This window comes from Streptomyces sp. NBC_00078, assembly GCF_026343335.1.
Classification (GTDB): domain Bacteria; phylum Actinomycetota; class Actinomycetes; order Streptomycetales; family Streptomycetaceae; genus Streptomyces.
Genome location: NZ_JAPELX010000001.1, coordinates 3,748,947 through 3,772,520 on the forward strand (window position 1 = coordinate 3,748,947; position 23,574 = coordinate 3,772,520).

The window sequence follows — 23,574 nt, forward strand, 5'->3', positions numbered from 1 at the left end:
GAAGGTAATTTGCAGAACTGGCTGTCCAGCGCGTTTATCGTGAGCCGCATGTTTCGTCTTGAGACAGAAGTCGACAAAGCCCGGCGCGATCTTCTCCGTTCTCGCCTGCGCGACACCAACACGGCGGCCTCCCCGGTCCTGCGCGCCTTGCGGGGAACCCCGTCGGAACGCGAACTTCCGCTTCACGCCTGGGTGTTGGACGAGCGCGACGAGCTGGTCGCCGGCCTGGTGGGCCACACCTGGACGACCTGGCTGCATGTGACGTACCTGTGGGTCGACGAGCGCCTGCGGGGCGCGGGCATCGGCTCGCGGCTCCTGGCGGAGGCGGAGAAGATCGCCCGCTCCGAACGGGGCTGCAGCTCGGTCCGCCTGGAGACCTGGGACTTCCAGGCGCCCGAGTTCTACAGGAAGCAGGGGTACGACGTGGTGTGCGTGATCCCCGACTATCCGCCGGGGGTCACGGAGTACACGCTGACAAAGAGGCTGGGGTGACACGAAACAGCCCGCCCGGCTTCGAGGACGAGGCCGTTTCGGCCGAAAGCCGGGGTCTGGGGGCGGCAGTCCCCGGAGCAGCTCAGCTCAAGCGCCGGGCACCTGCCGAAGGCACCGCCTCGAACACCCTCGGAGCCGTGTAGCCGCCGGAGGCGAACGCCTCCTCGACCGCCTTGGTGATGGTGTCCACGTCGGTCGCCTCCGCCAGGACGATCGCCGAGCCGCCGAAGCCGCCGCCGGTCATCCGGGCGCCCAGGGCGCCGGACGCGAGGGCCGTGTCGACGACCAGGTCCAGCTCCGGGCAGGAGATGCGGAAGTCGTCGCGGAGGGAGGCGTGGCCTTCGACCAGGACCGGGCCGATCGCCCGCGTCTCGCCCGACTCCAGGAGGGAGACCACCTGCTCCACCCGGTGGTTCTCGGTGACGACGTGGCGGACCAGACGGCGGACCTCCTCCTCGTCGCCCAGCCGCGCCAGCGCCGCGTCCAGTCCGGCGTACGGCACGTCCCGCAGGGCGTCGACGCCCAGCAGCGCCGCGCCCGTCTCGCAGCCCGCGCGCCGCTTGCCGTACTCGCCGTCGCTGTGGGCGTGCTTGACCCGCGTGTCGACGACCAGCAGCCGCATGCCCTCGGCCGCCAGGTCGAAGGGGATCTGCTTCTGGGAGAGGTCGCGGGTGTCGAGGAAGAGCGCGTGGCCCTCCTCGCAGCACGCCGACGCCGTCTGGTCCATGATGCCGGTGGGCGCGCCGACGTAGACGTTCTCGGCGCGCTGGCACAGACGGGCCAGCTGCCAGCGCTGCAGGCCCAGTTCGTAGAGGTCGTTCAGGGCCAGGGCCACCACGACCTCCAGGGCCGCCGAGGACGACAGGCCCCCGCCGGACGGCACCGTGGACGACAGGTGGACGTCCGCGCCGCTCACCGGGTGGCCGGCCTCGCGCAGGGCCCAGACGACGCCCGCCGGGTACGCCGTCCAGCCGCGGTCCGACTCCGGGGCCAGGGCGTTTGGACGCAGTTCCACGACCCCGCCCTCGACGTCCGCCGAGTGCAGGCGCAGGACACCGTCCTCGCGCCGTGAGACGGCCGCGACGGCGGTGTGCGGCAGCGCGAAGGGCATCACGAAGCCGTCGTTGTAGTCGGTGTGCTCACCGATGAGGTTGACGCGGCCGGGCGCCGACCAGACGCCCTCCGGCTCGGTTCCGTACAGCGCGGCGAAGCCTTCCCGGACCTGCTGTGCACCCACTACTGCTCCCTGGTCGTGCTTGCGATGTGCTGCGCGAACTGCCACGCGTCCGCGACGATCCCCGCGAGGTCCGCGCGGGACGGGTTCCAGCCCAGTTTCTCGCGGGCCGTGGCGGCCGACGCCACCAGGACCGCCGGATCGCCGCCCCGGCGCGGGGCCACGACCTCCGGGATCGGGTGGCCGGTGACCTGCCGGACCGTCTCGATGACCTGACGGACCGAGAAGCCCTCGCCGTTGCCCAGGTTGCAGATGAGGTGCTCGCCGGGGGTGGCGGCCTTCAGCGCGAGCAGGTGGGCGTCGGCGAGGTCCGCGACGTGGATGTAGTCACGCACGCAGGTGCCGTCCGGCGTCGGGTAGTCGTCGCCGAAGACGGAGATCGCGTCCCGCCTGCCCTGCGCGACCTGCAGCACCAGCGGGATCAGGTGCGACTCGGGGTCGTGGCGCTCGCCCTGGCTGCCGTAGGCGCCCGCCACGTTGAAGTAGCGCAGCGAGACCGCGCCCAGGCCGTGGGCCGCCGCCTCGCCGGTGATCATGTGGTCGACGGCGAGCTTCGAGGCGCCGTAGGGGTTGGTCGGCGAGGTGGGCGCCGACTCGACGATCGGGATCTCCCTGGGCTCGCCGTAGGTGGCCGCCGTGGAGGAGAAGACCAGCTTGCGGACGCCCGCCTCGCGCATCGCGCCGAGCAGCGCCATGGTGCCGGCGACGTTGTTGTCCCAGTACTTCTCGGGCTTGACGACCGACTCGCCGACCTGCGAGAACGCGGCGAAGTGCAGGACCGCATCGAAGGAGGAGTCCAGCCATTTGGCGGCGTCGCGGATGTCGCCCTCGACGAAGGCGGCACCGGCCGGGACGCCCTCCCTGAAGCCCGTGGAGAGGTTGTCCAGCACGACGACCTCGTGGCCCGCCTCCAGCAGATGCTGGGCGACCACACTGCCGACGTAACCCGCGCCGCCTGTCACCAGGTACTTACCGCTCATCAACTCGCTACCTCTCGCAGTCGCTCGGCCGCGCGCTCCGGCGGCACGTCGTTGATGAACACGCTCATGCCGGACTCGGAACCCGCGAGGAACTTCAGCTTGCCGGAGGTTCGGCGGATGGTGAAAAGCTCGAGGTGGAGCGCGAAGTCGTCGCGGTTGACGCCCTCGAAGTCCTCCAGGGCGCCGAACGGGGCCTGGTGCCAGGCCGCGATGTACGGCGTGAGGGACTCGTTCCCGTCTTCCTTCCCTCCACCGGGCCCGTCGAAGATCCGGTCGAAGCGCCTCAAGAGTTCCAGATAGACCTTGGGGAACTCTGTGCGCGCCCCCTCGTCGAGACCGAGCAGATCGGGCACGCGGCGCTTCGGGTACAGGTGGACCTCGTAGGGCCAGTGCGCGGCGAACGGCACGAACGCCACCCAGTGTTCACCCTCCAGGACGACCCGCTCCCCGGCGAGTTCGCTCTGCAGGACGGAGTCGAAGAGGTTCTCACCGCCCGTTGCCTCCTTGTGAGTTGCGAGCGAACGCAGCATCAGTGCGGTGCGGGGGGTGGTGAACGGGTACGCGTAGATCTGGCCGTGCGGATGTCCGAGCGTCACTCCGATCTCCGCGCCCCGGTTCTCGAAGCAGAACACCTGCTCCACGGAGGGGAGATGCGACAACTCGGACGTCCGGTCCGTCCATGCCTCCAGGACCAGGGCCACCTGCTCCTCGGTCAGGTCGGCGAAGGACGCGTTGTGGTCGGAGGTGAAACAGACGACCTCGCAGCGGCCCGAGTCGCCGGCCAGGGAGGGGAACCGGTTCTCGAAGACGGCCACGTCGTACGACGAGTCCGGGATCTCGCTCAGACGGTCGCCCTGGGAGGGGCACAGGGGGCACTCGTCGGCCGGCGGGTGGTAGGTGCGGCCCTGGCGGTGCGAGGCGATGGCGACCGCGTCGCCGAGCAGCGGGTCGCGGCGGATCTCGGAGGTGGTGACGGTCCGCTCGAGCGGGCGCTTGTCCACCGCGTCCCGCACGTGGTCGTCGCGCAGGTCGTAATAGATCAACTCGCGACCGTCGGCCAGGCGGGTCGAGGTCTTCTTCACTGCGGACTCCCTATCCGAGCCACTACTGCCCAGCTACTCACTCATCAAACATAACCAAACACATTGGAACACGACCCCTCACATCCGTCAACATCACAATCCAACAAAGACCATCAGCAGAAGTGTTCAATCACTGAACACCAAGGCGTAGTTTCCGCTCTGGATCAGTTCACGCGACGAAGCGAGTTCTTATGCAAACCCCCACATATTCGGCCATGCAGCTGGCCGCCGAGCTACGACTCCCCACGAACTGGCTCGACTACACGATCCTCGGCATCTACTTCGCAGTCGTCCTCGGCATCGGCTTCGCCGCCCGCGCGTCGGTGAAGACCAGCCTCGACTTCTTCCTCTCCGGGCGCTCCCTGCCCGCCTGGATCACCGGTCTCGCTTTCATCTCGGCCAACCTGGCCGCCACCGAGATCCTCGGCATGGCCGCGAACAGTGCGCAGTACGGCGCCTACACCGTGCACTGGTACTGGATCGGCGCCATCCCCGCCATGGTCTTCCTCGGCCTGGTGATGATGCCCTTCTACTACGGCAGCAAGGTGCGCTCGGTCCCCGAGATGCTGCTGCTGCGCTTCGACAAATGGGCACATCTGCTCAGTTCGATCCTGTTCGCGTTCGCCGCCATCCTGATCGCCGGTGTGAACCTGTACGCCCTCGCGATCGTCGTCGAGGCACTGCTGGGCTGGCCGCAGTGGGTGGCGATCGTGGTGGCCGGCGCCTTCGTGCTGGCCTACATCACCCTCGGCGGTCTGTCGTCCGCGATCTACAACGAGGTGCTGCAGTTCTTCGTGATCCTCGCAGCCCTCATCCCGATCGTGGTGCTGGGCCTGAAGAAGGTCGGCGGCTGGGGCGGCCTCACCGACAAGCTCACCGCGACCCACGGCGCGAACTTCACCACCGCCTGGGGCGGCACCGGTATCGGCAGCCCCAACCCGCTCGGCGCCAACTGGCTGACCATCGTCCTGGGCCTGGGCTTCGTGCTGTCCTTCGGCTACTGGACGACCAACTTCGCCGAGGTGCAGCGCGCCCTGTCCGCGAAGAACCTCTCCGCCGGCCGGCGCACCCCGCTGATCGCCGCGTACCCGAAGATCTTCATCGTCTTCCTGGTGATGATCCCGGGCCTGGTCGCCGCCGCGCTCGTGCCGAAGTTCGGCACCCCCGACTCCGGCTACCAGTACAACGACGCGATCCCCTACCTGATGCAGGAACTGCTGCCCAACGGCGTTCTCGGCATCGCCGTGACCGGTCTGCTGGCCGCGTTCATGGCGGGCATGGCGGCCAACGTGTCGTCCTTCAACACGGTGTTCACCAACGACATCTGGGGCCGGTACATCGTCAAGGGCCGCGAGGACGCGTACTACGTGCGCTTCGGCCGCCTGATCACGGTGGTCGGCGTCTGCGCCTCGGTCGGCACGGCCTTCCTGGCGTCGTCGTTCTCCAACATCATGAGCTACCTCCAGACGCTGTTCTCCTTCTTCAACGTGCCGATGTTCGTCGTCTTCATCGTCGGCATGTTCTGGAAGCGCGCCTCCGTCAAGTCCGGCTTCTGGGGCCTGCTCGCCGGCACGGTCTCGGCGATGGTCAACTACTTCTGGATCTACAAGCAGGGCATCATCGACATCCCCACCGACCAGGGCGCCAACTTCGTCTCCGCGATCGTCGGCTTCGTCGCCGGCGCGGTGGTGATGGTCGCCGTGTCCCTGTTCACCGAGCCGAAACCGGCCGAGGAACTGGAGGGTCTGGTCTACGGCACCACCTCACCCGGCATGCAGGAACCGCCCGCCGCCGGCGACGACGCCTGGTACCGGAAGCCGGCCCTGCTGGGCTGGGGCGCCGTGGTCATCGCAGCCGCCTGCTACATCCCGTTCTCGCTCTGATGGCATCCTGACTGGGGAGTTGGAAAACCATGACTGATCAGTCCGGACCCTCCGGATACTCCGGGTACTCCGACAAGGACGTCCAGCGCGAGGTCACCGAGCTGCAGGAGAAGTCCGCGACCGCGGCCCGCATCTTCGACCTGCGCCGCATCATCGGCGGCCTGTTCGTCCTGTACGGCGTCATCGTCACGATCACCGGCATCACCGACGACCAGGCCGCGATCGACAAGGCCCAGGGCGTCAACATCAACCTGTGGACCGGCATCGCCATGCTGCTCCTCGGCATCTTCTTCCTGGCCTGGCTGAAGCTGCGCCCGACCCCTCCGCCGACACCGGCGGCCGCCCCGGGACAGGAGGACGACGCCCCGGCCCCACGCCCGGAGTGACGGCCACGGGGCCGGAGAGCTCACCGCCTCCGGTCCCGCCCCGTCCCCACCCACCCCGGGACCCCCACACCTCCCCCCGGAGGTCAAAGGGCTTCTGGTCCCGCTTCCGCGTGCGTCACCGGCGTCGCCGTGTGTGTCAGCGGGCCCGCTCGGTCCAGCAGACCGGTGCGGGCCGCCAGGGCCGCGGCCTCCAGGCGGGAGCCGACACCTAGTTTCATCAGGACGCGCTGGACGTGGGTGCGGGCGGTGGACGGGGCGATGCCCATGCCGGCCGCGATCAGGCGGGTGTCCTCGCCGTCGGCGACCCGGACCAGGACCTCGACCTCCCTCGGGGTGAGCATCTGCAGCAGACGCTGGCCCTCGTCGTCGGGCTGGGCGGCGGGGTTGAGGAGTTCACTGAAGGCTCCTTGCAGAAGCTGCGGGGCCACCGCCGCCTCACCCGCCCTCGCCTTCATGATCGCGCGCTCGACACCCTCTATGCGCTCGTCATGGCGTACGTAGCCCGAGGCGCCCGCGGCGAAGGCGGCGGCTATGCCGCGCGGGCTCGGCACCGGGCCCAGGACCACGACGGCGACCTGCGGACGCTCCCGTTTGATCCTCACCACCGGATCGAAGATGCCCGGCTCGGCCGGTGTCGCCGTCCCCAGCAGACAGACCTCCGGCGCACGGGTGATCACCAGCTCCGCCGCGCCCGCGGCAGGCGCCGCCGCAGCGAGCACCCGGTGCCCCCGCAGCTTCAAGGCCGAGGCCAGCGCCTCGGCGAGCAGTCGGTGGTCGTCGACCACCATGAGCCGCACTCCCATCGAGCAACCCCCCAGTCCCCCCAATGGATCACCACGGATGCCCACTGGTCCGCGCGGACGAAAGCCCCCCCGGCTCCCCCGCTCTCCATGCCCCCGGAAGCTACACGCTTGTTCGACGATGCGCTCCCCCTACCGGTGAGAAGTGCCCCGGATCGACGGAATTTCTGATGTCGAGGGTGACGGCCACGACGCCCACGGCCCCGCCCCTGAGCAGGGACGGGGCCGTGGCACGGCTGTCGCGCGGGTTCAAGCGCCGGCGCCGAACGCGATCGCCAGGTACTCCTTGTCGCCGGCGCCCGACGGCTTGTCGGCGTAGACCCCGGACATGTACAGGTGCCCCTGCGCATAGATGATCTCGGAGTACTCCGGGGACATGCTCGTCTCCACGTCGCGCACCGACTCCGTCGCCGGGTTCTGCAGCAGCTTCGTCTCCTTGAAGGAGCCGCCGTCGATGCTGACGATCTGACCGCCCTTGTCGTACGGCGGGCGCTTGTACGCGATCACGTTGGCGCCGTCCATGCGCAGCGGGGTGATCGTGTAACCGTCGCCCGCGTCCGCGCGCTGGCCGGTCTGCTTGCCGGTGGCCAGGTCGAACGCGACGATCTCGTTGGTCTGGCTGTACTCCCCGGTGCCGTCGTGCTCCTCGGTGGGGATGTACAGCCGGCCGTTGCCGACGGCGATGCCGGTGCACGCCTCGACCCTCGTGATGCCGTCGCACTTGGCCGCGAACTGGTCGCCCGGCGCCGAGATCCGGTTGATCAGCTTGCCGGTCTTGTTGTCGATGGAGAAGAAGTCCGAGATGCCGCTGCCGTCGCCCGCGCTGTCGCCGACGTCGGCGGCCACCACCAGCGGGTTCGTCGACACCACGGAGGCGTACTCGATGCCCGAGGTCATCTTGTACTCCGAGATCACCTTCCCGGACTTGGGATCGATGGTCTGGATGTGCAGCTGACGCTGGTCGTAGGAACCGCACTTGCGCACCGCGACCAGCTTCTCGCCACCGCCGTAACCGGCGTCGTAGCAGGTGTCCGTGGGCTTCGGGGCCCACAGGGACTTGCCGGAGGTGACGTCCCAGGCGGCGCCTCCGCTGCTGCTGCCCGCGGCGACGGTGTTCGCGCTGACCGTCACGTTGTCCAGACTGATCGGCCGGTCACCGGAGTTGACCGTCTTCGTCCACAGCTTCCTGCCCGCGTCCAGGTCGATCGCCGCGACCTGGCTGCAGCCCGCCGAGCTGTTCTTCGCCGGCATCTTCGGCTGGAAGACGATGGCCGTCTTGTTGTCCTCGGTGGTGTGCGAACTGGCCTCGCACACCGGGCCGGGCAGCGCGATCGTCCAGAGCTTGGTGCCCTTTTCCGGGTCGTAGCCGTTGATCTCGGCGACGCCGCTCTTGACGTAGGCCTTGTCGGTGAGCCACGAACCCGCCACGACCGTGCTGTCGTCCACCTTGGGCTCCGGGACCTGGAACAGGACATGGGAGCCGGGGTTCGCGGGCACCTTCTCGTCGCCCTTGGCCGACGACCCGCCGGTGTCGCCCTTGCCGTCCTTCCCGCCGGTGCCGCCACTCGAACTCGCGGTGTCGTGCTTCTTGTCGTCGCCCTTGCCGGACGAGGCGTACCAGATGCCGCCGCCGACGATCAGCGCGATCGCGACGACCGCCGCGACGATGATGGTCGTCTGCGTGCTGAGCCCCCGCCCGCCCGCGGGCTGCCCGGCCTGCGGCTGCAGCGGCATGGAGGGCTGCGGGTAGCCGTAACCGGGCTGCTGGCCATAGGGGTTCGGGGCCTGTCCGTACGGGTTCGGCTGCTGGCCGGGGTAGCCGTAGCCCGGGGGCGTCTGCGGCGGCTGCGGCTGCTGCGGCGCCTGGGGATAGCCGTAACCGGGCTGCTGCCCAGGCGGCGGAGGGGGTGTCTGCGGAGCCTGGGGTGCCTGCGGGTAGCCGTAGCCCGGCTGCTGCGGGGCGCCGAAGCCGGGCTGCTGCGGCGGCTGGTCCTGAGGCGGGCCGAAGCCGGGCTGCTGCGGGGGCTGGTTGGGCGGCGGGGGCGGTGGCTGGGTCATCGTGTGCGTTACCTCGAAGCGTGGCGGCCGGGCGGCGGGGGCTGCTGGAGCGAAGGAAGAGAGGGAGGAGTCACTTGCCGTAGGCGAGCATCAGCTTCTCCTTCGCCTCGTCATTGCCGGTCAGCCGGGTGGTCGAGAGGTAGAAGCGCCCGTCGACCCAGTCGAAGTCCTTGGAGAAGAAGCCGTTCTCGATCTCCGCGACGCCTGCCGGGTTCTGCAGCAGCTTCACCGGCTTGTGGCTCGATCCGCCGGTCGCGATCGACACGACCTGGCCGCCCGCGTCGTAAGAAGGCTCCACATACGCGATGAGCTTTCCGCCCTCGGCCCTGATCGGCAGCATCGACTCGTCCGCGGGGGACTTGACCCGCCACTTCTCCTTGCCGTTCGCGAGGTTGATCGCGACGATCTCGTTGGCGCCGGTCGTGGCGTCGGTCGGCAGGTAGAGGGTGCTGGAGTCGGAGGCCACGCCCTGGCAGCCCTGAAGGTCACGCGAGAGGATCGCCCAGCCGCACTGGGGGCCGAATTTCTCGTCGAAACTCACCTGCGAGCGGAAGGTGCCGTTCGCGTTGAACGTGGAGATGTTCCACGCCTTCTTGTCCTCGTTGGTGCTGTAGACGACCAGCGGGTCGACGGAGTACGTGCGCGCCACCGTCCAGCCCTTGTCGAACTTCTGCGTCCACTTGACCTTGCCGGTGGCCGGGTCGAGCTGCTGCATCTCGTCGTGCTCGTTCGATCCGGTGGCGTCGCAGGAGGCGACGGACAGCAGCCTGCTGCCGCCCGCGAACGCGGTCGGGAAGCACGAGTCGCCGTACTTCTTCTTGTCGAAGAGCTTCTTGCCGGAGTCGACGTCGTACGCCACTCCGGACTGCGAGCGGCCCACCATCAGCGTCTTGCCCGTGATGGACAGGGAGACGGTGATGGTGCTGTCGAACAGCGCACCGTCGGTGAGCTGGGTCTTCCAGCCCTTCTCGCCGGTGTTCAGGTCGATCTGCTGAAGCTGGTTGCACCTGGCGCGATCGCTGGTGCCGCTCTCGTAGGCCACCACGACCTTGTCGTCGGCCGACTGCTGCCTGGTGACCGCGCAGATCTTCTGCGGGAAGGTGACCGGGGCCCAAGTGGGTTTGCCGTCGCCCACGTTGTAGGCGAAGACCTGCTTGTACGCCGCCTTCACCGCCGCCTTGTCGGTGATCCACATGCCGGGGGCGTCGGCGCCGGAACCGGGCGCGTCCGGCGCCTCCTTGTACCAGAGGACCTTCGACTCGCCGGCCTGGCGGCCCTCGTTGAGGTTCTCGGCGTCCGAGGCGCCGTCGCCGGTGCCGTCACCGGGGTTCACCGGAGCATCGGACGGGGAGGCCTTGGAGTCGTCGCTCTTCTCGGCGACCGGCTTCTTCTTGCCGTCGTCGCCCCCGCTGGTCGCGGCGAAGACGGTGCCGCCGATGACGGCCAGCGCGGCGACCACCGCCGCGACGACGAGCACGGGCCTGCCCTTGAAGGGGTTCTTGGAGCCGGGGCCGGGCGGCGGGGTGCCGGGCGCGCCGGGGTACTGCGGCTGCGGGTAGCCGTAACCGGGCTGCTGGCCGTACGGACCGGGCTGCTGGGGCTGACCGTAGGGGCCGGGCTGACCGTACGGGGCCGCCGGCTGACCCGGCTGCTGACCGTAGGGGCCGGGCTGTCCGTACGGGCCGGGCTGCTGGCCGTACGAGCCGGGCTGCTGGGGGGCCTGGGGTGCCTGGGGGTAGCCGTAGCCGGGCTGCGGGGCGCCGGACGGCGGGGCCTGTGGGGGCGGCGGCGTCTGGGGCGGGCCCTGGGGTGGCGGCGGGGTCTGCGGAACTCCGAAACCGCCCTGCGGCTGGTTCTGCGGCGCTCCGAAACCACCGGGCTGCGGCGGCTGGTTGGGCGGCTGGTTGGGCGGCTGAGTCATCAGCGCGTCTCCCCCTCGTTCACTGATTTTTAGCCACGCCCTGAGGTACGTGATGGACCCAGAGTCGTACTCAGAAAGTTCTCAGACGGCTCTTTGTATCACTCGGGGCCGACAACGCACCGGGCCGGTTCACGCCCTGTACCCAAGGGAGAACCGGCCCGTGATACCGCCGTTATGCGCCTTCACGCACCCTTCACGCATCCTCGGCGAGTTCCAGCCACTGCAGCTCCAGCTCCTCGCGCCGGCCGGTCAAGTCCCGCAGCTCGGCGTCGAGTTGGGCCACTTTTGCGAAGTCCGTGGCGTTATCGGCGATTTGGGCGTGCAGCTTCGACTCCTGCTCGGAGACCTTGTCGAGCTGCCGCTCGATCTTCTGGAGTTCCTTCTTCGCGGCGCGCTGGCCGGCCGCGCTCTTCTCGGGTACGGCCTTCTCCACGACCGGCGACGAGGCGGCGACCGCCTCCTCCATCCGCCGGCGCCGCTCCAGGTACTCGTCGATGCCGCGCGGCAGCATCCGCAGGGTGGCGTCACCGAGCAGGGCGAAGACCCGGTCGGTGGTGCGTTCGACGAAGAACCGGTCGTGGGAGATGACGATCAGCGAGCCGGGCCAGCCGTCGAGGACGTCCTCCAGCTGGGTCAGCGTCTCGATGTCGAGGTCGTTGGTGGGCTCGTCGAAGAAGAGGACGTTGGGCTCGTCCATGAGCAGCCGCAGCAGTTGCAGCCGCCGTCGCTCACCGCCGGACAGGTCACCGACCGGCGTCCACTGCTTCTCCTTGTTGAACCCGAAGGTCTCGCACAGCTGCCCGGCCGTCATCTCCCGCCCCTTGCCGAGGTCGACGCGCTCGCGCACCTGCTGCACCGCCTCCAGGACCCGCAGGCTCGGGTCGAGCTCGGCGACCTCCTGGGAGAGGTAGGCCAGCTTGACCGTCTTGCCCACGACGACCCGGCCGCCGGCGGGCTGGATCTCGCCCTCGCTGCGGGCGGCCTCGGTCATGGCCCGCAGCAGGGAGGTCTTGCCGGCGCCGTTGACGCCCACCAGACCGATGCGGTCGCCGGGCCCGAGGTGCCAGGTGACGTGCTTGAGGAGCACCTTGGGGCCGGCCTGGACGGTGACGTCCTCAAGATCGAAGACGGTCTTCCCGAGCCGGGTGGAGGCGAACTTCATCAGCTCGCTGCTGTCGCGCGGCGGCGGTACGTCCGCGATCAGCTCGTTGGCGGCCTCGACGCGGAAGCGCGGCTTGGAGGTACGGGCGGGTGCGCCGCGGCGCAGCCAGGCCAGCTCCTTGCGGACCAGGTTCTGCCGCTTGGTCTCCTCGGTGGCGGCGATGCGCTCACGCTCGGCGCGGGCGAAGACGTAGTCGGTGTAGCCGCCCTCGTACTCGTAGACGTCGCCCTTCTGCACGTCCCACATGCGCGTGCACACCTGGTCGAGGAACCACCGGTCGTGGGTCACGCACACGAGCGCGGACCGGCGCTCCCGCAGATGGCGGGCGAGCCAGGAGATGCCCTCGACGTCGAGGTGGTTCGTGGGCTCGTCGAGGACGATCAGGTCCTGTTCCTCGATGAGCAGCTTGGCGAGCGCGATACGCCGCCGCTCGCCGCCGGAGAGGGGCGCGATGACGGTGTCGAGTCCCTGCGGGAAGCCGGGCAGGTCAAGCCCTCCGAACAACCCGGTGAGCACGTCGCGCACCTTCGCGTTCCCGGCCCACTCGTGGTCTTCCATGTCCCGGATGACCTCGTGCCGGACGGTGGCGTTCGGGTCGAGGGAGTCGTGCTGCGTGAGCACGCCCAGGCGGAGCCCGCCGGAGTGGGTGACCCGCCCCGTGTCGGCCTCCTCCAGCTTGGCCAGCATGCGGATGAGGGTCGTCTTGCCGTCTCCGTTGCGCCCCACGACCCCGATCCGGTCGCCCTCCGAGACGCCGAGGGAGACGCCGTCGAGGAGGGCACGAGTGCCGTACACCTTGCTGACGTTCTCGACATTGACCAGATTGACGGCCATTACTCTCCTGCCCAGGGGGTCGATCGACCTTCCAGGGTAGTCGGCGGGGCGCCTTGCCTTTCACGCGTCCCGGCGCCGGCCCCCGTCAGCCGCTCAGGACGGTCAGCCGCCCAGCACCGTCGCACCCGGCACGGGCCCCTGTGCCGTGCGCACCGTGCGGCATGTGCCCGAGGTCTTCAGCGCGTCCGCCACCTTGGCCGCCGACTCCGTGTCCCGGGCGAGGAACGCCGTGGTCGGGCCCGAGCCGGAGACCAGCGCCGTGAGGGCGCCGGCGGTGCGGCCGGCCGCGAGGGTGCCGGCAAGTTCCGGGAAGAGCGAGAGGGCGGCGGGCTGCAGGTCGTTGGACACGGCCGCGGCGAGCGCATCCGGGTCGCCCTTCGCGAGCGCGTCCAGAAGCTCTTCGGAGGCGACGGGCTCGGGGATGTCGAGCCCCTCCCCCAGCCGGTCGAACTCGCGGAAGACGGCCGGGGTGGACAGTCCGCGGCCGGCCATCGCGAAGACCCAGTGGAAGGTTCCGCCGGCCTCCAGCGTGCGCAGCTTCTCCCCGCGGCCGGTACCGAGCGCGGCCCCGCCCACCAGGCTGAACGGCACGTCGCTGCCCAACTCCGCGCAGATGTCGAGCAGTTCGGCCCGGGAGGCACCCGTCCCCCACAGCCTGTCGCAGGCCAGCAGGGCGCCCGCGCCGTCCGCGCTGCCGCCCGCCATACCGCCGGCGACCGGGATGTCCTTGGCGATGTGGATGTGCACGGCCGGCTCGATGCCGCGCCGCTCGGCGAGCACGAGCGCGGCACGCGCCGCGAGGTTCGTGCGGTCCAGGGGCACCTGGTCGGCGTCGGGGCCCGTGCAGGTGACGCGGAGTTCCCCGGCGGGCGTCACGGTCACCTCGTCGTGGAGACCGACCGCGAGGAAGACGTTGGCCAGGTCGTGGAAGCCGTCGGGGCGGGCGGCGCCCACCGCGAGCTGGACGTTGACCTTGGCGGGGACGCGGACGGTGACGCTCACTTCTGCCCGGACTCCTTGTTCTCGGCGTGCTCGGCGTGCTCGGCGCTCCCGGCGCTCCCGGCGCTCGACGCGCTCCCGGCGTGCTCGGCGATGCGCGCGAACTCCTCGACGGTGAGGGCCTCCCCGCGCGCCTGCGGCGAGACTCCGGCGGCCACGAGGGCCGCCTCCGCCGCCGGGGCCGAGCCCGCCCATCCGGCGAGCGCGGCCCGCAGGGTCTTGCGCCGCTGGGCGAACGCCGCGTCGACGACGGCGAACACCTCCCTCCGGGAGGCGGTGGTCTTGATCGGCTCGCTCCGGCGGACGAGCGAGACGAGCCCGCTGTCGACGTTCGGCGCCGGCCAGAAGACCTTCCGCCCGATGGCGCCGGCCCGCTTGACCTCGGCGTACCAGTTGGCCTTCACGGACGGGACGCCGTACACCCGCGAGCCGGGCGCGGCGGCCAGACGGTCGGCGACCTCCGCCTGGACCATGACGAGGGTGCGCTCGATGCTCGGGAAGGTCTCGAGCATGTGCAGGAGGACCGGCACGGCGACGTTGTAGGGGAGGTTCGCGACCAGCGCGGTCGGCGCGGGTCCGGGCAGCTCGGTCACCCGCATCGCGTCGGAGTGCACCAGCGCGAACCGCTCGGCGCGCTCCGGCATCCGGGCCGCGACGGTGGCGGGCAGCGCCCCGGCCAGTACGTCGTCGATCTCGACGGCGGTGACACGCTCGGCGGCCTCCAGCAGCGCGAGCGTGAGGGAGCCGAGCCCCGGGCCGACCTCCACCACCACGTCGTCCGGCCGGACGCCGGCGGTGCGCACGATGCGCCGCACGGTGTTCGCGTCGATCACGAAGTTCTGGCCGCGCTGCTTGGTGGGCCGCACGCCGAGGGCTGCCGCCAGTTCACGGACGTCGGCGGGGCCCAGGAGGGCGTCGGGGGCGGGGCTGGTACTCACGGCGACAAGGGTACGGGGCGGCGCGGGGCCACCGCTCACCCGCGCAGCCGCACCCCGCAGTGCGGCCAGGGGCTCGCCCCCCGGCGCACGTACAGCTTCTTCGCACGCAGCGTCTGCTCCGCCGCCGGCGCATCCTGCGGCCGCCCGCTGCCACCGACACTGCGCCAGGTACGGGAATCCAGCTGGTACAGGCCCCCATAGGTCCCCGAAGGATCGACAGCATGCGACCGCCCGCCCGACTCGCAGGCCGCCAGGCCCTTCCAGTTCAGGTCGTCGGCGCCGTGCACGGACGTGGGCAGCGGCTTGGTGCCGACCCTCACGACCTCGGACTGCGGCTCGCGCACCACCTCCGAGTCGGTCGCGCGCGGCTTCTGCTGCACGCCGTTGACGGTGCGCAGGGAGTAGGTGACCCGCCGCAGACCGGGCTGTCCGGCCCGCTCCACGACCTCCGTCCCCTTGAACAGCAGGGGGTCGTCCGTCCGCTCCACCTTGAACGGGATCGCCTCCTCGCGGACCTCCTTGGAGCCCCTGATCCGCAGCACGGTGACGGTCTGCCCGTCACGCGGGAAGCTGTCCGCCGGGACGGAGGTGGTGTCCGCGCCGTGCAGGGCGACGCCGGCCTCCCGGACGGCCTCGCGCACCGTCGCGGCGTTCGTGCGGAGGGTGCGGGCGTGACCGTCGGCCATGATCGTCACGGAGCGCTCGGTGCGTACGTCGAGCGCGAGCCCGGCGCGCCCGATGGGCTGGGAGCGCGAGACGGACATGTACGCGCCCTGGGCCCGCACCCCGAGTTGTTCGAGCGCCTCCTGCACGGTGTGCGCTGTCGTCCACACCTCGCGCCGGTGGCCGTCGATGGTGAGCCGCACAGGACGCCCGTAGTGCACGGCGACCTCGTCACCGCTGGCGAGCGGGGTGCCGCGGGCGGGCGCGACCACGTCGTGCGCACCCACCTCGACGCTCTCCTGCGAGAGCAGCTCGGTCACGTCGTCCGCGAAGGTGTGCAGGGTGCGCGGTGTGCCGTCGACCGTCAGCTCGACGGCCTTGTCCTTGGCGACGAACGCGGTGGTGCCGCCGGCCAGGAAGGCGACGACCAGCGCCTGGGGCAGCAGCCGGCGCACGGTGCTGTCCGAGCGCTCCATGTACCAGGGCCTACGCCGGCGCGCGGCCCTTCGGCCTCCTTCGGTCGCCTCGGCGCGGACGGCGGGCGCGGCGGGCCTGGCGGGCCTGGCGGGCCTGGCCGACGCGGGCGACAGCGCACCCGTCGCGGTCCCCACCTGCCGCGGAAGCACCGGCCCGGGCGTCTCGGCCGGCCCGGGCATCGCGGCCTGCGGGGCCGACTCGTAGGCGGGCCGGTACGTGTCCTCCTCGTAGGCGGGCCGGTACGTGTCCTCGTGTGCCCCGGGCATCCCGTACGCCAGCGTCTGGGCGCTGTGCACGTCGTAACCGCCGTACTCCGGCGGCGGGTAGCCCGGGTTCGGGCCGGGCGACTCATACGTCTCGTACTGCGAATCCTGTGAGTACTGCGAGTACTGCGAGTTGCTCACGCTGACACGCTCCAGGGGGCCGGAGGGGTCCAGAGGGGTCCTGAGGGGTCCTGATCGGGCACCAGAACCTAGCGGAGCGAGTGTCACTCTCCAAAGCGACGCAACTACACAGGGTCGCGACGGGGCCGGGATGAGCCCGCCCCGCGTTACCGGAGGGTTATGTACCGGGCACCCTCAGTAGTCGAAGGCCAGCGCGGTGTTCGCGGCGAGGGCTGTCGCCAGCGCGTCCTCGTCGATGCCCCGTACGGCGGCCATCGCGCGCACCGTGACCGGAATGAGATACGGGGCATTGGGCCGTCCGCGGTACGGCACCGGTGTCAGGAACGGCGCGTCGGTCTCCACGAGGACCAGTTCCAGGGGTGCCACTGCGAGCGCGTCCCGCAGATTCTGGGCGTTCTTGAAGGTGACGTTGCCGGCGAAGGACATGAAGTATCCGGCGCGGGCGCACAGTTGAGCCATCTCGGCGTCGCCGGAGTAGCAGTGGAACACCGTCCGCTCGGGGGAGCCCTCCTCCTTGAGGATGCGCAGCACGTCCGCGTGGGCGTCGCGGTCGTGGATGACGAGGGCCTTGCCCTGCCGCTTGGCGATCTCGATGTGGGCCCGGAAGGAGGCCTCCTGGGCGGCCATGCCCTCGGGGCCGGTGCGGAAGTGGTCGAGGCCGGTCTCACCGACCCCCTTGACCTGGGGGAGTGCGGCCAGGCGCTCGATCTCGGCGAGCGCCTCGTCGAGCGCCGCCGGGCCTCCCGGCTCGCGTGCACCTTGCCGGGACCAGCCGTCGGGGTCTCCGTGCACGATGCGCGGCGCCTCGTTGGGGTGGAGGGCGACGGTCGCGTGGACGGCGTCGTACCGTCCCGCCGTGTCGGCGGCCCACTGCGAGCCGCGTACGTCGCAGCCGACCTGCACGACCGTCGTCACGCCCACCGAAGCGGCCTTCGCGAGGCCCGCCTCGACCGTGCCGGACTGCATGTCGAGGTGGGTGTGGGAATCGGCGACGGCCACCCGGAGGGGTTCCGGGAGCGGCGGCCCGTTCTTCTCGACGGTCTTCTCGCTGGGGCCGGAGGTGTTCGAAGGCATGCCCCGATCCTACGAAAGGGGCATGCCCGCCCGGCTGCGGGAGCTGTCAGCTCGCCTTGCGGAAGGGATGCAGGAGATCGGACAGATGCCAGTGGTGGTCCCGCTGCCCGGCCCCGGCCGCCTCGGCCCCCTGCTCCGGCGCCGCGGCCGGCCCGGTCTGGGGCGTCCGGCGCTGCTGCGGGTGCACGGCGTCGCGCACGGACGAGACCTGCCCCGGCCGCATGATCCGTACGACATGGCTGTCGCAGTTGTGGCACGTCGGCTTGGACAGCGGTGAGGGCACGACCTGGCCGTCGGCCACGTACATCACGAACTGGTGGCCCTCGACGTCCGTGTGGTGCTCTATCTCGTACGACTGCTCCCAGCCGTGCCCACAGCGCATGCAGGCGAAGGAATACGACTCGTGCACGACTGCGGTCGCCGCTCCGCGGAGGCCGGACTGCCCTGCGATCTCGCTCATGCCAGCTCCTCTTGTCCGCTGGACAAAGGGACGGGTGCGTCCCTTCAACCAGTGGACGCTTCCGCCGGAGCGAATGCATCAGGGCTGTCGACTGTTGGAGTCGATTTGGACTCTCCTTGCCATACCGGCCCCCGCGAGCCCTGTGGGCTTTGCTTTGAAAGACAGTCTTTTGCCTGCCCGTGGGGCGCCCGCTCAGGAGAGATGCGCCCTGCTCAGAGGCGGTGTGGCGGACTTCACGAAGTCCTCACGAACCACTCGTGGACGCGGCGTTCTTCGCGGCCACAACCGCGTCGAAGACCTCCCGTTTGGGCAGCCCCGCGTCGGCGGCGACCGCCGCGATCGCCTCCTTGCGCCGCTCCCCCGCCTCCTCGCGCACCCGGACCCGCCGCACCAGTTCGGCGGCGTCGAGTTCCCCCGGCCCCCTCTCGGGCGCACCCTCGACGACCACGGTGATCTCACCGCGCACCCCCTCGGCCGCCCATGCCGCGAGCTCGGCCAGCCCGCCGCGCCTGACCTCCTCGTACGTCTTGGTCAGCTCCCGGCAGACGGCGGCCCGGCGCTCGGCCCCGAACACCTCGGCCATGGCGGCGAGGGTGTCGTCGAGACGGTGCGGGGCCTCGAAGTAGACGAGGGTCCGGCGCTCCTCTGCGACCTCCCTGAGGCGCGTCAGGCGCTCCCCCGCCTTGCGCGGCAGGAACCCCTCGAAGCAGAAGCGGTCGACGGGCAGCCCGGACAGCGCGAGCGCGGTGAGCACGGCGGACGGGCCGGGCACGGCGGTGACCCGGATGTCCTTCTCGACGGCGGCGGCGACCAGCCGGTACCCGGGATCGGACACGGACGGCATCCCGGCGTCCGTGACGAGCAGCACGCGCGCGCCGTTCACGAGTTCCTCGACGAGTTCGGGCGTACGGGCCGACTCGTTGCCCTCGAAGTACGACACGACCCGCCCCTTGGGCGTGACGCCCAGCGCCTGCGTCAGACGCCTCAGCCGCCGTGTGTCCTCGGCGGCGACCACGTCGGCCCCGGCCAGCTCCGCCGCCAGCCGGGGCGGCGCGTCCGCGACGTCGCCGATGGGGGTGCCCGCCAAAACAAGGGTTCCAGTCACCTGCCCATCCTCCCAGGGGCGACCGGGTGCGGAGGGACACGGTCGGACGCGTCCGGCTCGTTACCGCACATGCACGGGACTCACACAGCACCGTTCCCTACGATGGCGCGGTGACCAGTACCGCGTCCTCCCCGGACACCCGGCAAGGCCAGAACCCGCACGACCAGCGGCCGTCGTGGCAGCAGCGGCTGCGCCGTTTCGGCTACACGGCGGCGCCGAGAAGCGACGTACGCGAGCGCCTGGTGCCGCCGTACGTGCAGCCCAGCCCGCGGTTGTGGCAGGTCCTGGGCGTGCCCAAGGCGCTCGCCGAGCGGATCGCGCGCTGGTCGGGCTGGGGCGGTCCGCTGCTGGTGACGCTGATGGCGGGCGTGATGCGGTTCTGGAACCTGGGCAGCCCGAAGGCGGTGATATTCGACGAGACGTACTACGCCAAGGACGCGTGGGCGCTCGTCCACCGCGGCTTCGAGGTCAACTGGGACAAGAACGCCAACGATCTGATCCTCTCCAGGAACGGTCACGTCCCGATCCCGACGGACGCGGCGTACGTCGTGCATCCGCCGGTCGGCAAGTACGTCATCGGGCTGGGCGAGCTGGTCTTCGGGTTCGACCCCTTCGGCTGGCGGTTCATGACGGCGCTGCTCGGGACGCTGTCGGTCCTGATGCTGTGCCGTATCGGGCGCCGTGTCTTTCGCTCGACCTTCCTCGGCTGTCTGGCCGGCGGGCTGATGGCGGTGGACGGCCTCGCCTTCGTGATGAGCCGTACCTCGCTGCTCGACGGCGTGCTGATGTTCTTCGTGCTGGCGGCGTTCGGCTGTCTGGTCATCGACCGCGACAGGGCGCGGGAGAAACTCGCGGCCGCGCTCCTGCCGGACGCCGACGGCCATGTCCGCCCGGATCCGCACATCGCCGAGACCACCCGGCTGGGGTGGCGCCCCTGGCGCTGGCTGGCGGGCCTGATGCTGGGCCTGGCCATCGGCACCAAGTGGAACGGCCTCTACATCCTGCTCGCCTTCTGCGTGATGGCGGTCCTGTGGGACGTCGGCTCGCGCAAGGTGGCGGGCGCCCGGCACCCGTACGGCGCGGTGCTCAAGCGCGACACGGGTATCACGTTCCTGGCCACGGTCCCGGTCGCGATCGCGACCTATCTCCTGTCCTGGACCGGCTGGATCCTCTCCCCCGCGAGCGGCTCCGGCGGCTACTTCCGCAACTGGGCCGCCACCGACGGCAAGGGCGGCAGCTGGACCTGGCTGTTCCCCGACTGGTGGCGCAGCCTGTGGCACTACGAGCACGAGGTCTACAAGTTCCACGTCGGCCTGCATTCGCCGCACACCTACATGTCCAACCCGTGGAGCTGGATCGTCGACGGCCGCCCGGTCTCGTACTTCTACGAGTCCCCCTCGGCCGGCCAGGACGGCTGCCCTGCCGACGCGGGCCAGAAGTGCGCCCGTGAGGTCCTCGCGATCGGCACGCCGCTGCTGTGGTGGGTGGCGTGCTTCGCGATCCTCTACGTCCTCTACCGCTGGCTGCTGCGCCGCGACTGGCGCGCGGGCGCCATCGCCTGCGGCATCGCGGCCGGCTATCTGCCCTGGTTCATGTACCAGGAGCGGACGATCTTCTTCTTCTACGCCGTCGTCTTCGTGCCGTTCCTCTGTCTGGCGGTGGCGATGCTGCTCGGCGCGCTCATCGGCCCACCCGGCTCCAGCGACACCCGCCGGGTGGCCGGGGCGACGGGCGCGGGCGTGCTGGTCCTGCTGATCGCCTGGAACTTCATCTACTTCTGGCCGCTGTACACCGGCACGGCGATCCCCATCGACGACTGGCGATCCAGGATGTGGCTGGACACCTGGGTGTAGCCACATTCGACTGGAATGCGGCCAAAAAACGCCACTTTATATCTTATGTAATTTTCACACCCAGAAACTCAATACCGTCAACTCCTCTTTCGGAAAAACAGGGGGGAGTGACGCATGTCGTATTCGCGCAACATAACCGACGTGCACGTCAGCAAGGGTGCTCTGTGGATCGGGTCTGACACCTATCCACTGCGCAACATCGCGCGCACGTCGATGCGGGAACTGGTACCCAATCGCGCCGCGGCCCGGTCGAAGTTCATCAAGGGCGCGATCATCCAGGCCGTCGTGCTGCTCTTCGGCCTCGGGCTCACGGGGGCGTCGGCGGTGGTCGGCATCGTGATCGTCCTCGTCGCGCTCGGCCTCGCGCTCCGCGGCTGGCTCGAACTGCAGAAAGTGCTGGAGGCGCCGACGCTGTACGTCCTGCAGATCACCACGTCGGGAACTCCGCAGACCGCGCTGACCAGCGACGACAAGAAGCTGATGGACCAGCTCTTCCACCAGCTGATGGAGGCGATGGACAACCCGGAGGTCCAGTTCCACTACCAGATGCCGACGTACAACATCAGCGGCGACAGCATCTACCAGTACGGCGACCACAACGTCGGAAAGGTGACCACATGAGCGGCGACTCGGTGATGCAGTGGGGGGACGGCAACATCGGCATCATCAAGAACCAGGGCGCCGCGAGCCCGCAGGCCGCACTGGTCCAGCTGGTCGAGGCGGCGCTGGCACTGCGCGAACAGGTCCCCGCGAGCGACCGCCAGGTCTTCGACACCTCCGTCGAGGTGCTCCGCGCCGGCGGGACGCAGGACCGGGGACGGCTGCGCCGGGCACTGGCCTCGATCGCCGGAATCGCCGCCCTGGTCGGCGAGGTGGGTGCCCCCGTCGTGAGCGCGGTGAACAGCCTGGTGGAGGCGGCCGGCCTCCGGTGAGGCCTGCCGGTCGGCCTCCGGTGAGGCCTGCCGGCCGGCCTCCGGTGAGGCCCACCAATCGGGGAACTCGCGCCCCATCCGACACCTCCGCCGCGTAGTGTGCCCGTGCGGGACCCCTCTTGAACACGTTCAGAAAAGGTCCGGGAGGGTCCCGCACACCACACAACGGGGTACGGGGAGGGGAACCATGAGCAGGGGGGTCAGAACCGCTGTCATCGGCAGCGTGTTCGCCGTGATGGTCGGCGGGGCCGGCTACGGCGCCTTCAACATCGTGTCCGCCCTGGACGGCGACGGCGGGGGTTCGGGGTCGAGCGGGCCGGCGCCGGTGAGGACCGGGCCGCCCAGCAGCGGCGAGATCAAGCAGACGTCGGCGAAGTTCTTCACGGCCTGGGAGCAGGGGAAGGCGGCCGAGGCGGCGACGTACACGAACAACGACGCGGCGGCCGAACCGCTGCTGACCGCCTACGGCCAGGACGCGCACATCACCGGCGTGAAGATCACGCCGGGCACCGCGAGCGGCGCCACGATCCCTTTCACGGTCAGGGCAACGGTGTCGTACGAGGGCAGATCCAAGCCCCTGACGTACAAGAGCGAGCTGACGGTGGTGCGGGGCAAGACCACCGGGCGGGCGCTGGTCGACTGGCAGCCGTCCGTCGTCCATCCCCAGCTGCGCAAGGGCGACACGCTGGTCACCGGCGAGTCGGCGAACCCCGAGATCGAGGCCGTGGACCGGGGCGGCGCCGTACTGACCAAGGAGAAGTACCCGTCGCTGGGCCCGATCCTTGACGAACTGCGCGCCAAGTACGGCGAGACCTCGGGCGGTACGCCCGGTGTGGAGCTGTCCGTCCGGCACGAGGCCGAGGGCTCGGCCGACACGACGCTGCTCACGCTGGCCAAGGGCAGGCCGGGCAAGCTGCGGACCACGCTCAGCGCGAGCGCCCAGGCGGCGGCCGAGACGGCGGTGAGGAAGTACGCCGAGTCGTCCGTGGTGGCCCTCAAGCCGAGCACCGGTGAGGTGCTGGCGGTCGCCAACCACCGTGAAGACGGCTTCAACGCGGCGTTCCTGGGCAAGCTGGCCCCCGGCTCCACGATGAAGATCATCAGCGCGGCCACGCTCATCGACAACGGCATCACCAGCATGAACGGCCCGGCCCCCTGCCCGAACGAGGCGGTGTGGCAGAGCCAGACCTTCCACAACCTCAAGGGCATGCAGCCGAACGGGAAAGCCACCCTCTCCGAGAGCTTCGCCCGCTCCTGCAACACGGCGTTCGTGAAGTACGCGGACGAGGTAAAGGTGGACTCCCTCACGAACGAGGCGCAGAACCGCTTCGGTCTCGGCCGGGACAACTGGAAGACCGGCATCCCGTCCTTCGACGGCTCGGTCCCGGCCTCCGGCGGCCCGGACACGGCGGCGAACATGATCGGCCAGGGCCAGGTGCAGCTGAGCCCGCTGAACATGGCGTCGGTGACGGCGACCGCGATGACGGGCGCCTTCCGGCAGCCGGTCATCGTCTCGCCGAAGCTCGACGACCGCGAACTCGCCACCGCCCAGGGGCTGTCCGCGGGTACGGTCGCCCAGCTGCGGGCGATGATGAACCGCACCGCCACCAGCGGCACGGCAGCCGGCGTGATGGCGGGCCTGAGCGGCACCGTCGGCGCGAAGACCGGTTCCGCCGAGGTCGACGGACAGTCCAGGTCCAACAGCTGGTTCACGGGTTACCGCAACGACATCGCCGCAGCGGCCATGACCCAGGACGGCGGCCACGGCATCGACGCGGCCGGCCCGATTGTCGCAGCTGTGCTACGGAGTGGCGGCTGAAGTCACCCGTGCAGGACG

The 23,574-nt window shown here is 70.2% G+C and carries 20 protein-coding genes; 7 read left to right on the plus strand and 13 right to left on the minus strand.

The genetic code is table 11. The annotated features are described in order from the left end of the window. Nucleotides 1–48 precede the first annotated feature (48 nt). Nucleotides 49–492, plus strand: coding sequence for a GNAT family N-acetyltransferase (locus OOK07_RS17430; protein ID WP_266681239.1), 444 nt, complete (start codon nt 49–51; stop codon nt 490–492). 82 nt (nt 493–574) lie between these two features. Here OOK07_RS17430 and galK read toward each other — a convergent pair whose 3' ends face one another. The 3 genes from galK to galT are packed head-to-tail and all read right to left on the minus strand — an operon-like array spanning nt 575 to nt 3,788. Next, nucleotides 575–1,729: a galactokinase gene (gene galK / locus OOK07_RS17435; RefSeq protein ID WP_266681241.1), complete on the minus strand. Its 1,155-nt coding sequence runs from the start codon at nt 1,727–1,729 to the stop codon at nt 575–577. Beyond that, complete coding sequence (gene galE / locus OOK07_RS17440; RefSeq protein ID WP_266797303.1) at nt 1,729–2,706, minus strand: UDP-glucose 4-epimerase GalE; 978 nt, start codon at nt 2,704–2,706, stop codon at nt 1,729–1,731. Before galE ends, galK begins: the two co-directional genes overlap by 1 nt. Then, nucleotides 2,706–3,788 carry a galactose-1-phosphate uridylyltransferase gene (gene galT, locus OOK07_RS17445; RefSeq protein WP_266681245.1) on the minus strand — a complete coding sequence of 361 codons (1,083 nt, stop codon included), beginning with the start codon at nt 3,786–3,788 and terminating at the stop codon, nt 2,706–2,708. Before galT ends, galE begins: the two co-directional genes overlap by 1 nt. Before the next feature lie 191 nt (nt 3,789–3,979). Here galT and OOK07_RS17450 point away from each other — a divergent pair, with 191 nt between their 5' ends. Together OOK07_RS17450 and OOK07_RS17455 are read left to right on the plus strand one after the other, a co-directional pair. Next, the gene (locus tag OOK07_RS17450; RefSeq protein ID WP_266797305.1) at nt 3,980–5,671 is read left to right on the plus strand and encodes a sodium:solute symporter family protein; all 1,692 of its coding nucleotides are present in this window, start codon (nt 3,980–3,982) and stop codon (nt 5,669–5,671) included. Nucleotides 5,672–5,700: 29 nt separating this feature from the next. After that, nucleotides 5,701–6,057 carry a hypothetical protein gene (locus tag OOK07_RS17455; protein WP_266681249.1) on the plus strand — a complete coding sequence of 119 codons (357 nt, stop codon included), beginning with the start codon at nt 5,701–5,703 and terminating at the stop codon, nt 6,055–6,057. A gap of 83 nt (nt 6,058–6,140) precedes the next feature. Here the strand turns inward: OOK07_RS17455 and OOK07_RS17460 are convergent, their stop codons facing one another. The 10 genes from OOK07_RS17460 to rsmI form a co-directional block, all read right to left on the minus strand. Next, complete coding sequence (locus OOK07_RS17460) at nt 6,141–6,860, minus strand: helix-turn-helix transcriptional regulator (protein WP_266681256.1); 720 nt, start codon at nt 6,858–6,860, stop codon at nt 6,141–6,143. Nucleotides 6,861–7,106: 246 nt separating this feature from the next. Continuing rightward, complete coding sequence (locus OOK07_RS17465; RefSeq protein ID WP_266797308.1) at nt 7,107–8,915, minus strand: BamB-related PQQ repeat family beta-propellar protein; 1,809 nt, start codon at nt 8,913–8,915, stop codon at nt 7,107–7,109. A 70-nt stretch (nt 8,916–8,985) separates the two neighbouring features. Continuing rightward, nucleotides 8,986–10,836, minus strand: a complete 1,851-nt coding sequence (locus OOK07_RS17470) for a BamB-related PQQ repeat family beta-propellar protein (RefSeq protein WP_266681260.1) — start codon at nt 10,834–10,836, stop codon at nt 8,986–8,988. Nucleotides 10,837–11,029: 193 nt separating this feature from the next. Next, nucleotides 11,030–12,832, minus strand: coding sequence for an ABC-F family ATP-binding cassette domain-containing protein (locus OOK07_RS17475; RefSeq protein WP_266681262.1), 1,803 nt, complete (start codon nt 12,830–12,832; stop codon nt 11,030–11,032). 102 nt (nt 12,833–12,934) lie between these two features. Then, entirely contained in the window at nt 12,935–13,834 is a 900-nt protein-coding gene (locus OOK07_RS17480) for a 4-(cytidine 5'-diphospho)-2-C-methyl-D-erythritol kinase (RefSeq protein WP_266681264.1), read from the minus strand. Continuing rightward, a complete protein-coding gene (rsmA, locus tag OOK07_RS17485; RefSeq protein ID WP_266681266.1) occupies nt 13,831–14,769 on the minus strand; it encodes a 16S rRNA (adenine(1518)-N(6)/adenine(1519)-N(6))-dimethyltransferase RsmA in 939 nt (312 codons plus the stop codon). The genes OOK07_RS17480 and rsmA overlap by 4 nt, the downstream gene beginning before the upstream one ends. Before the next feature lie 35 nt (nt 14,770–14,804). Then, nucleotides 14,805–16,313, minus strand: a complete 1,509-nt coding sequence (locus OOK07_RS17490; protein WP_406311882.1) for a resuscitation-promoting factor — start codon at nt 16,311–16,313, stop codon at nt 14,805–14,807. A 174-nt stretch (nt 16,314–16,487) separates the two neighbouring features. Continuing rightward, on the minus strand, nt 16,488–17,387 hold the full coding sequence (locus OOK07_RS17495) for a TatD family hydrolase (RefSeq protein ID WP_266797310.1): 900 nt from the start codon (nt 17,385–17,387) through the stop codon (nt 16,488–16,490). Nucleotides 17,388–17,433: 46 nt separating this feature from the next. Continuing rightward, nucleotides 17,434–17,847, minus strand: a complete 414-nt coding sequence (locus OOK07_RS17500; RefSeq protein WP_266681270.1) for a hypothetical protein — start codon at nt 17,845–17,847, stop codon at nt 17,434–17,436. 244 nt (nt 17,848–18,091) lie between these two features. Further along, on the minus strand, nt 18,092–18,952 hold the full coding sequence (gene rsmI / locus OOK07_RS17505) for a 16S rRNA (cytidine(1402)-2'-O)-methyltransferase (RefSeq protein WP_266681272.1): 861 nt from the start codon (nt 18,950–18,952) through the stop codon (nt 18,092–18,094). 110 nt (nt 18,953–19,062) lie between these two features. Between rsmI and OOK07_RS17510 the strand changes: the two genes are divergently transcribed. The 4 genes from OOK07_RS17510 to OOK07_RS17525 all read left to right on the plus strand — a co-directional run bounded on the left by OOK07_RS17510 (nt 19,063) and on the right by OOK07_RS17525 (nt 23,556). Continuing rightward, nucleotides 19,063–20,805 (plus strand): dolichyl-phosphate-mannose--protein mannosyltransferase, encoded by a 1,743-nt coding sequence (locus OOK07_RS17510; RefSeq protein WP_266797312.1) that lies wholly within the window; start codon nt 19,063–19,065, stop codon nt 20,803–20,805. A 114-nt stretch (nt 20,806–20,919) separates the two neighbouring features. Beyond that, nucleotides 20,920–21,426: a DUF6232 family protein gene (locus OOK07_RS17515; RefSeq protein ID WP_266681276.1), complete on the plus strand. Its 507-nt coding sequence runs from the start codon at nt 20,920–20,922 to the stop codon at nt 21,424–21,426. Beyond that, nucleotides 21,423–21,737 carry a hypothetical protein gene (locus OOK07_RS17520; protein WP_266681278.1) on the plus strand — a complete coding sequence of 105 codons (315 nt, stop codon included), beginning with the start codon at nt 21,423–21,425 and terminating at the stop codon, nt 21,735–21,737. Before OOK07_RS17515 ends, OOK07_RS17520 begins: the two co-directional genes overlap by 4 nt. Before the next feature lie 187 nt (nt 21,738–21,924). Beyond that, nucleotides 21,925–23,556: a penicillin-binding transpeptidase domain-containing protein gene (locus tag OOK07_RS17525; RefSeq protein ID WP_266681280.1), complete on the plus strand. Its 1,632-nt coding sequence runs from the start codon at nt 21,925–21,927 to the stop codon at nt 23,554–23,556. Nucleotides 23,557–23,574: the final 18 nt, after the last annotated feature.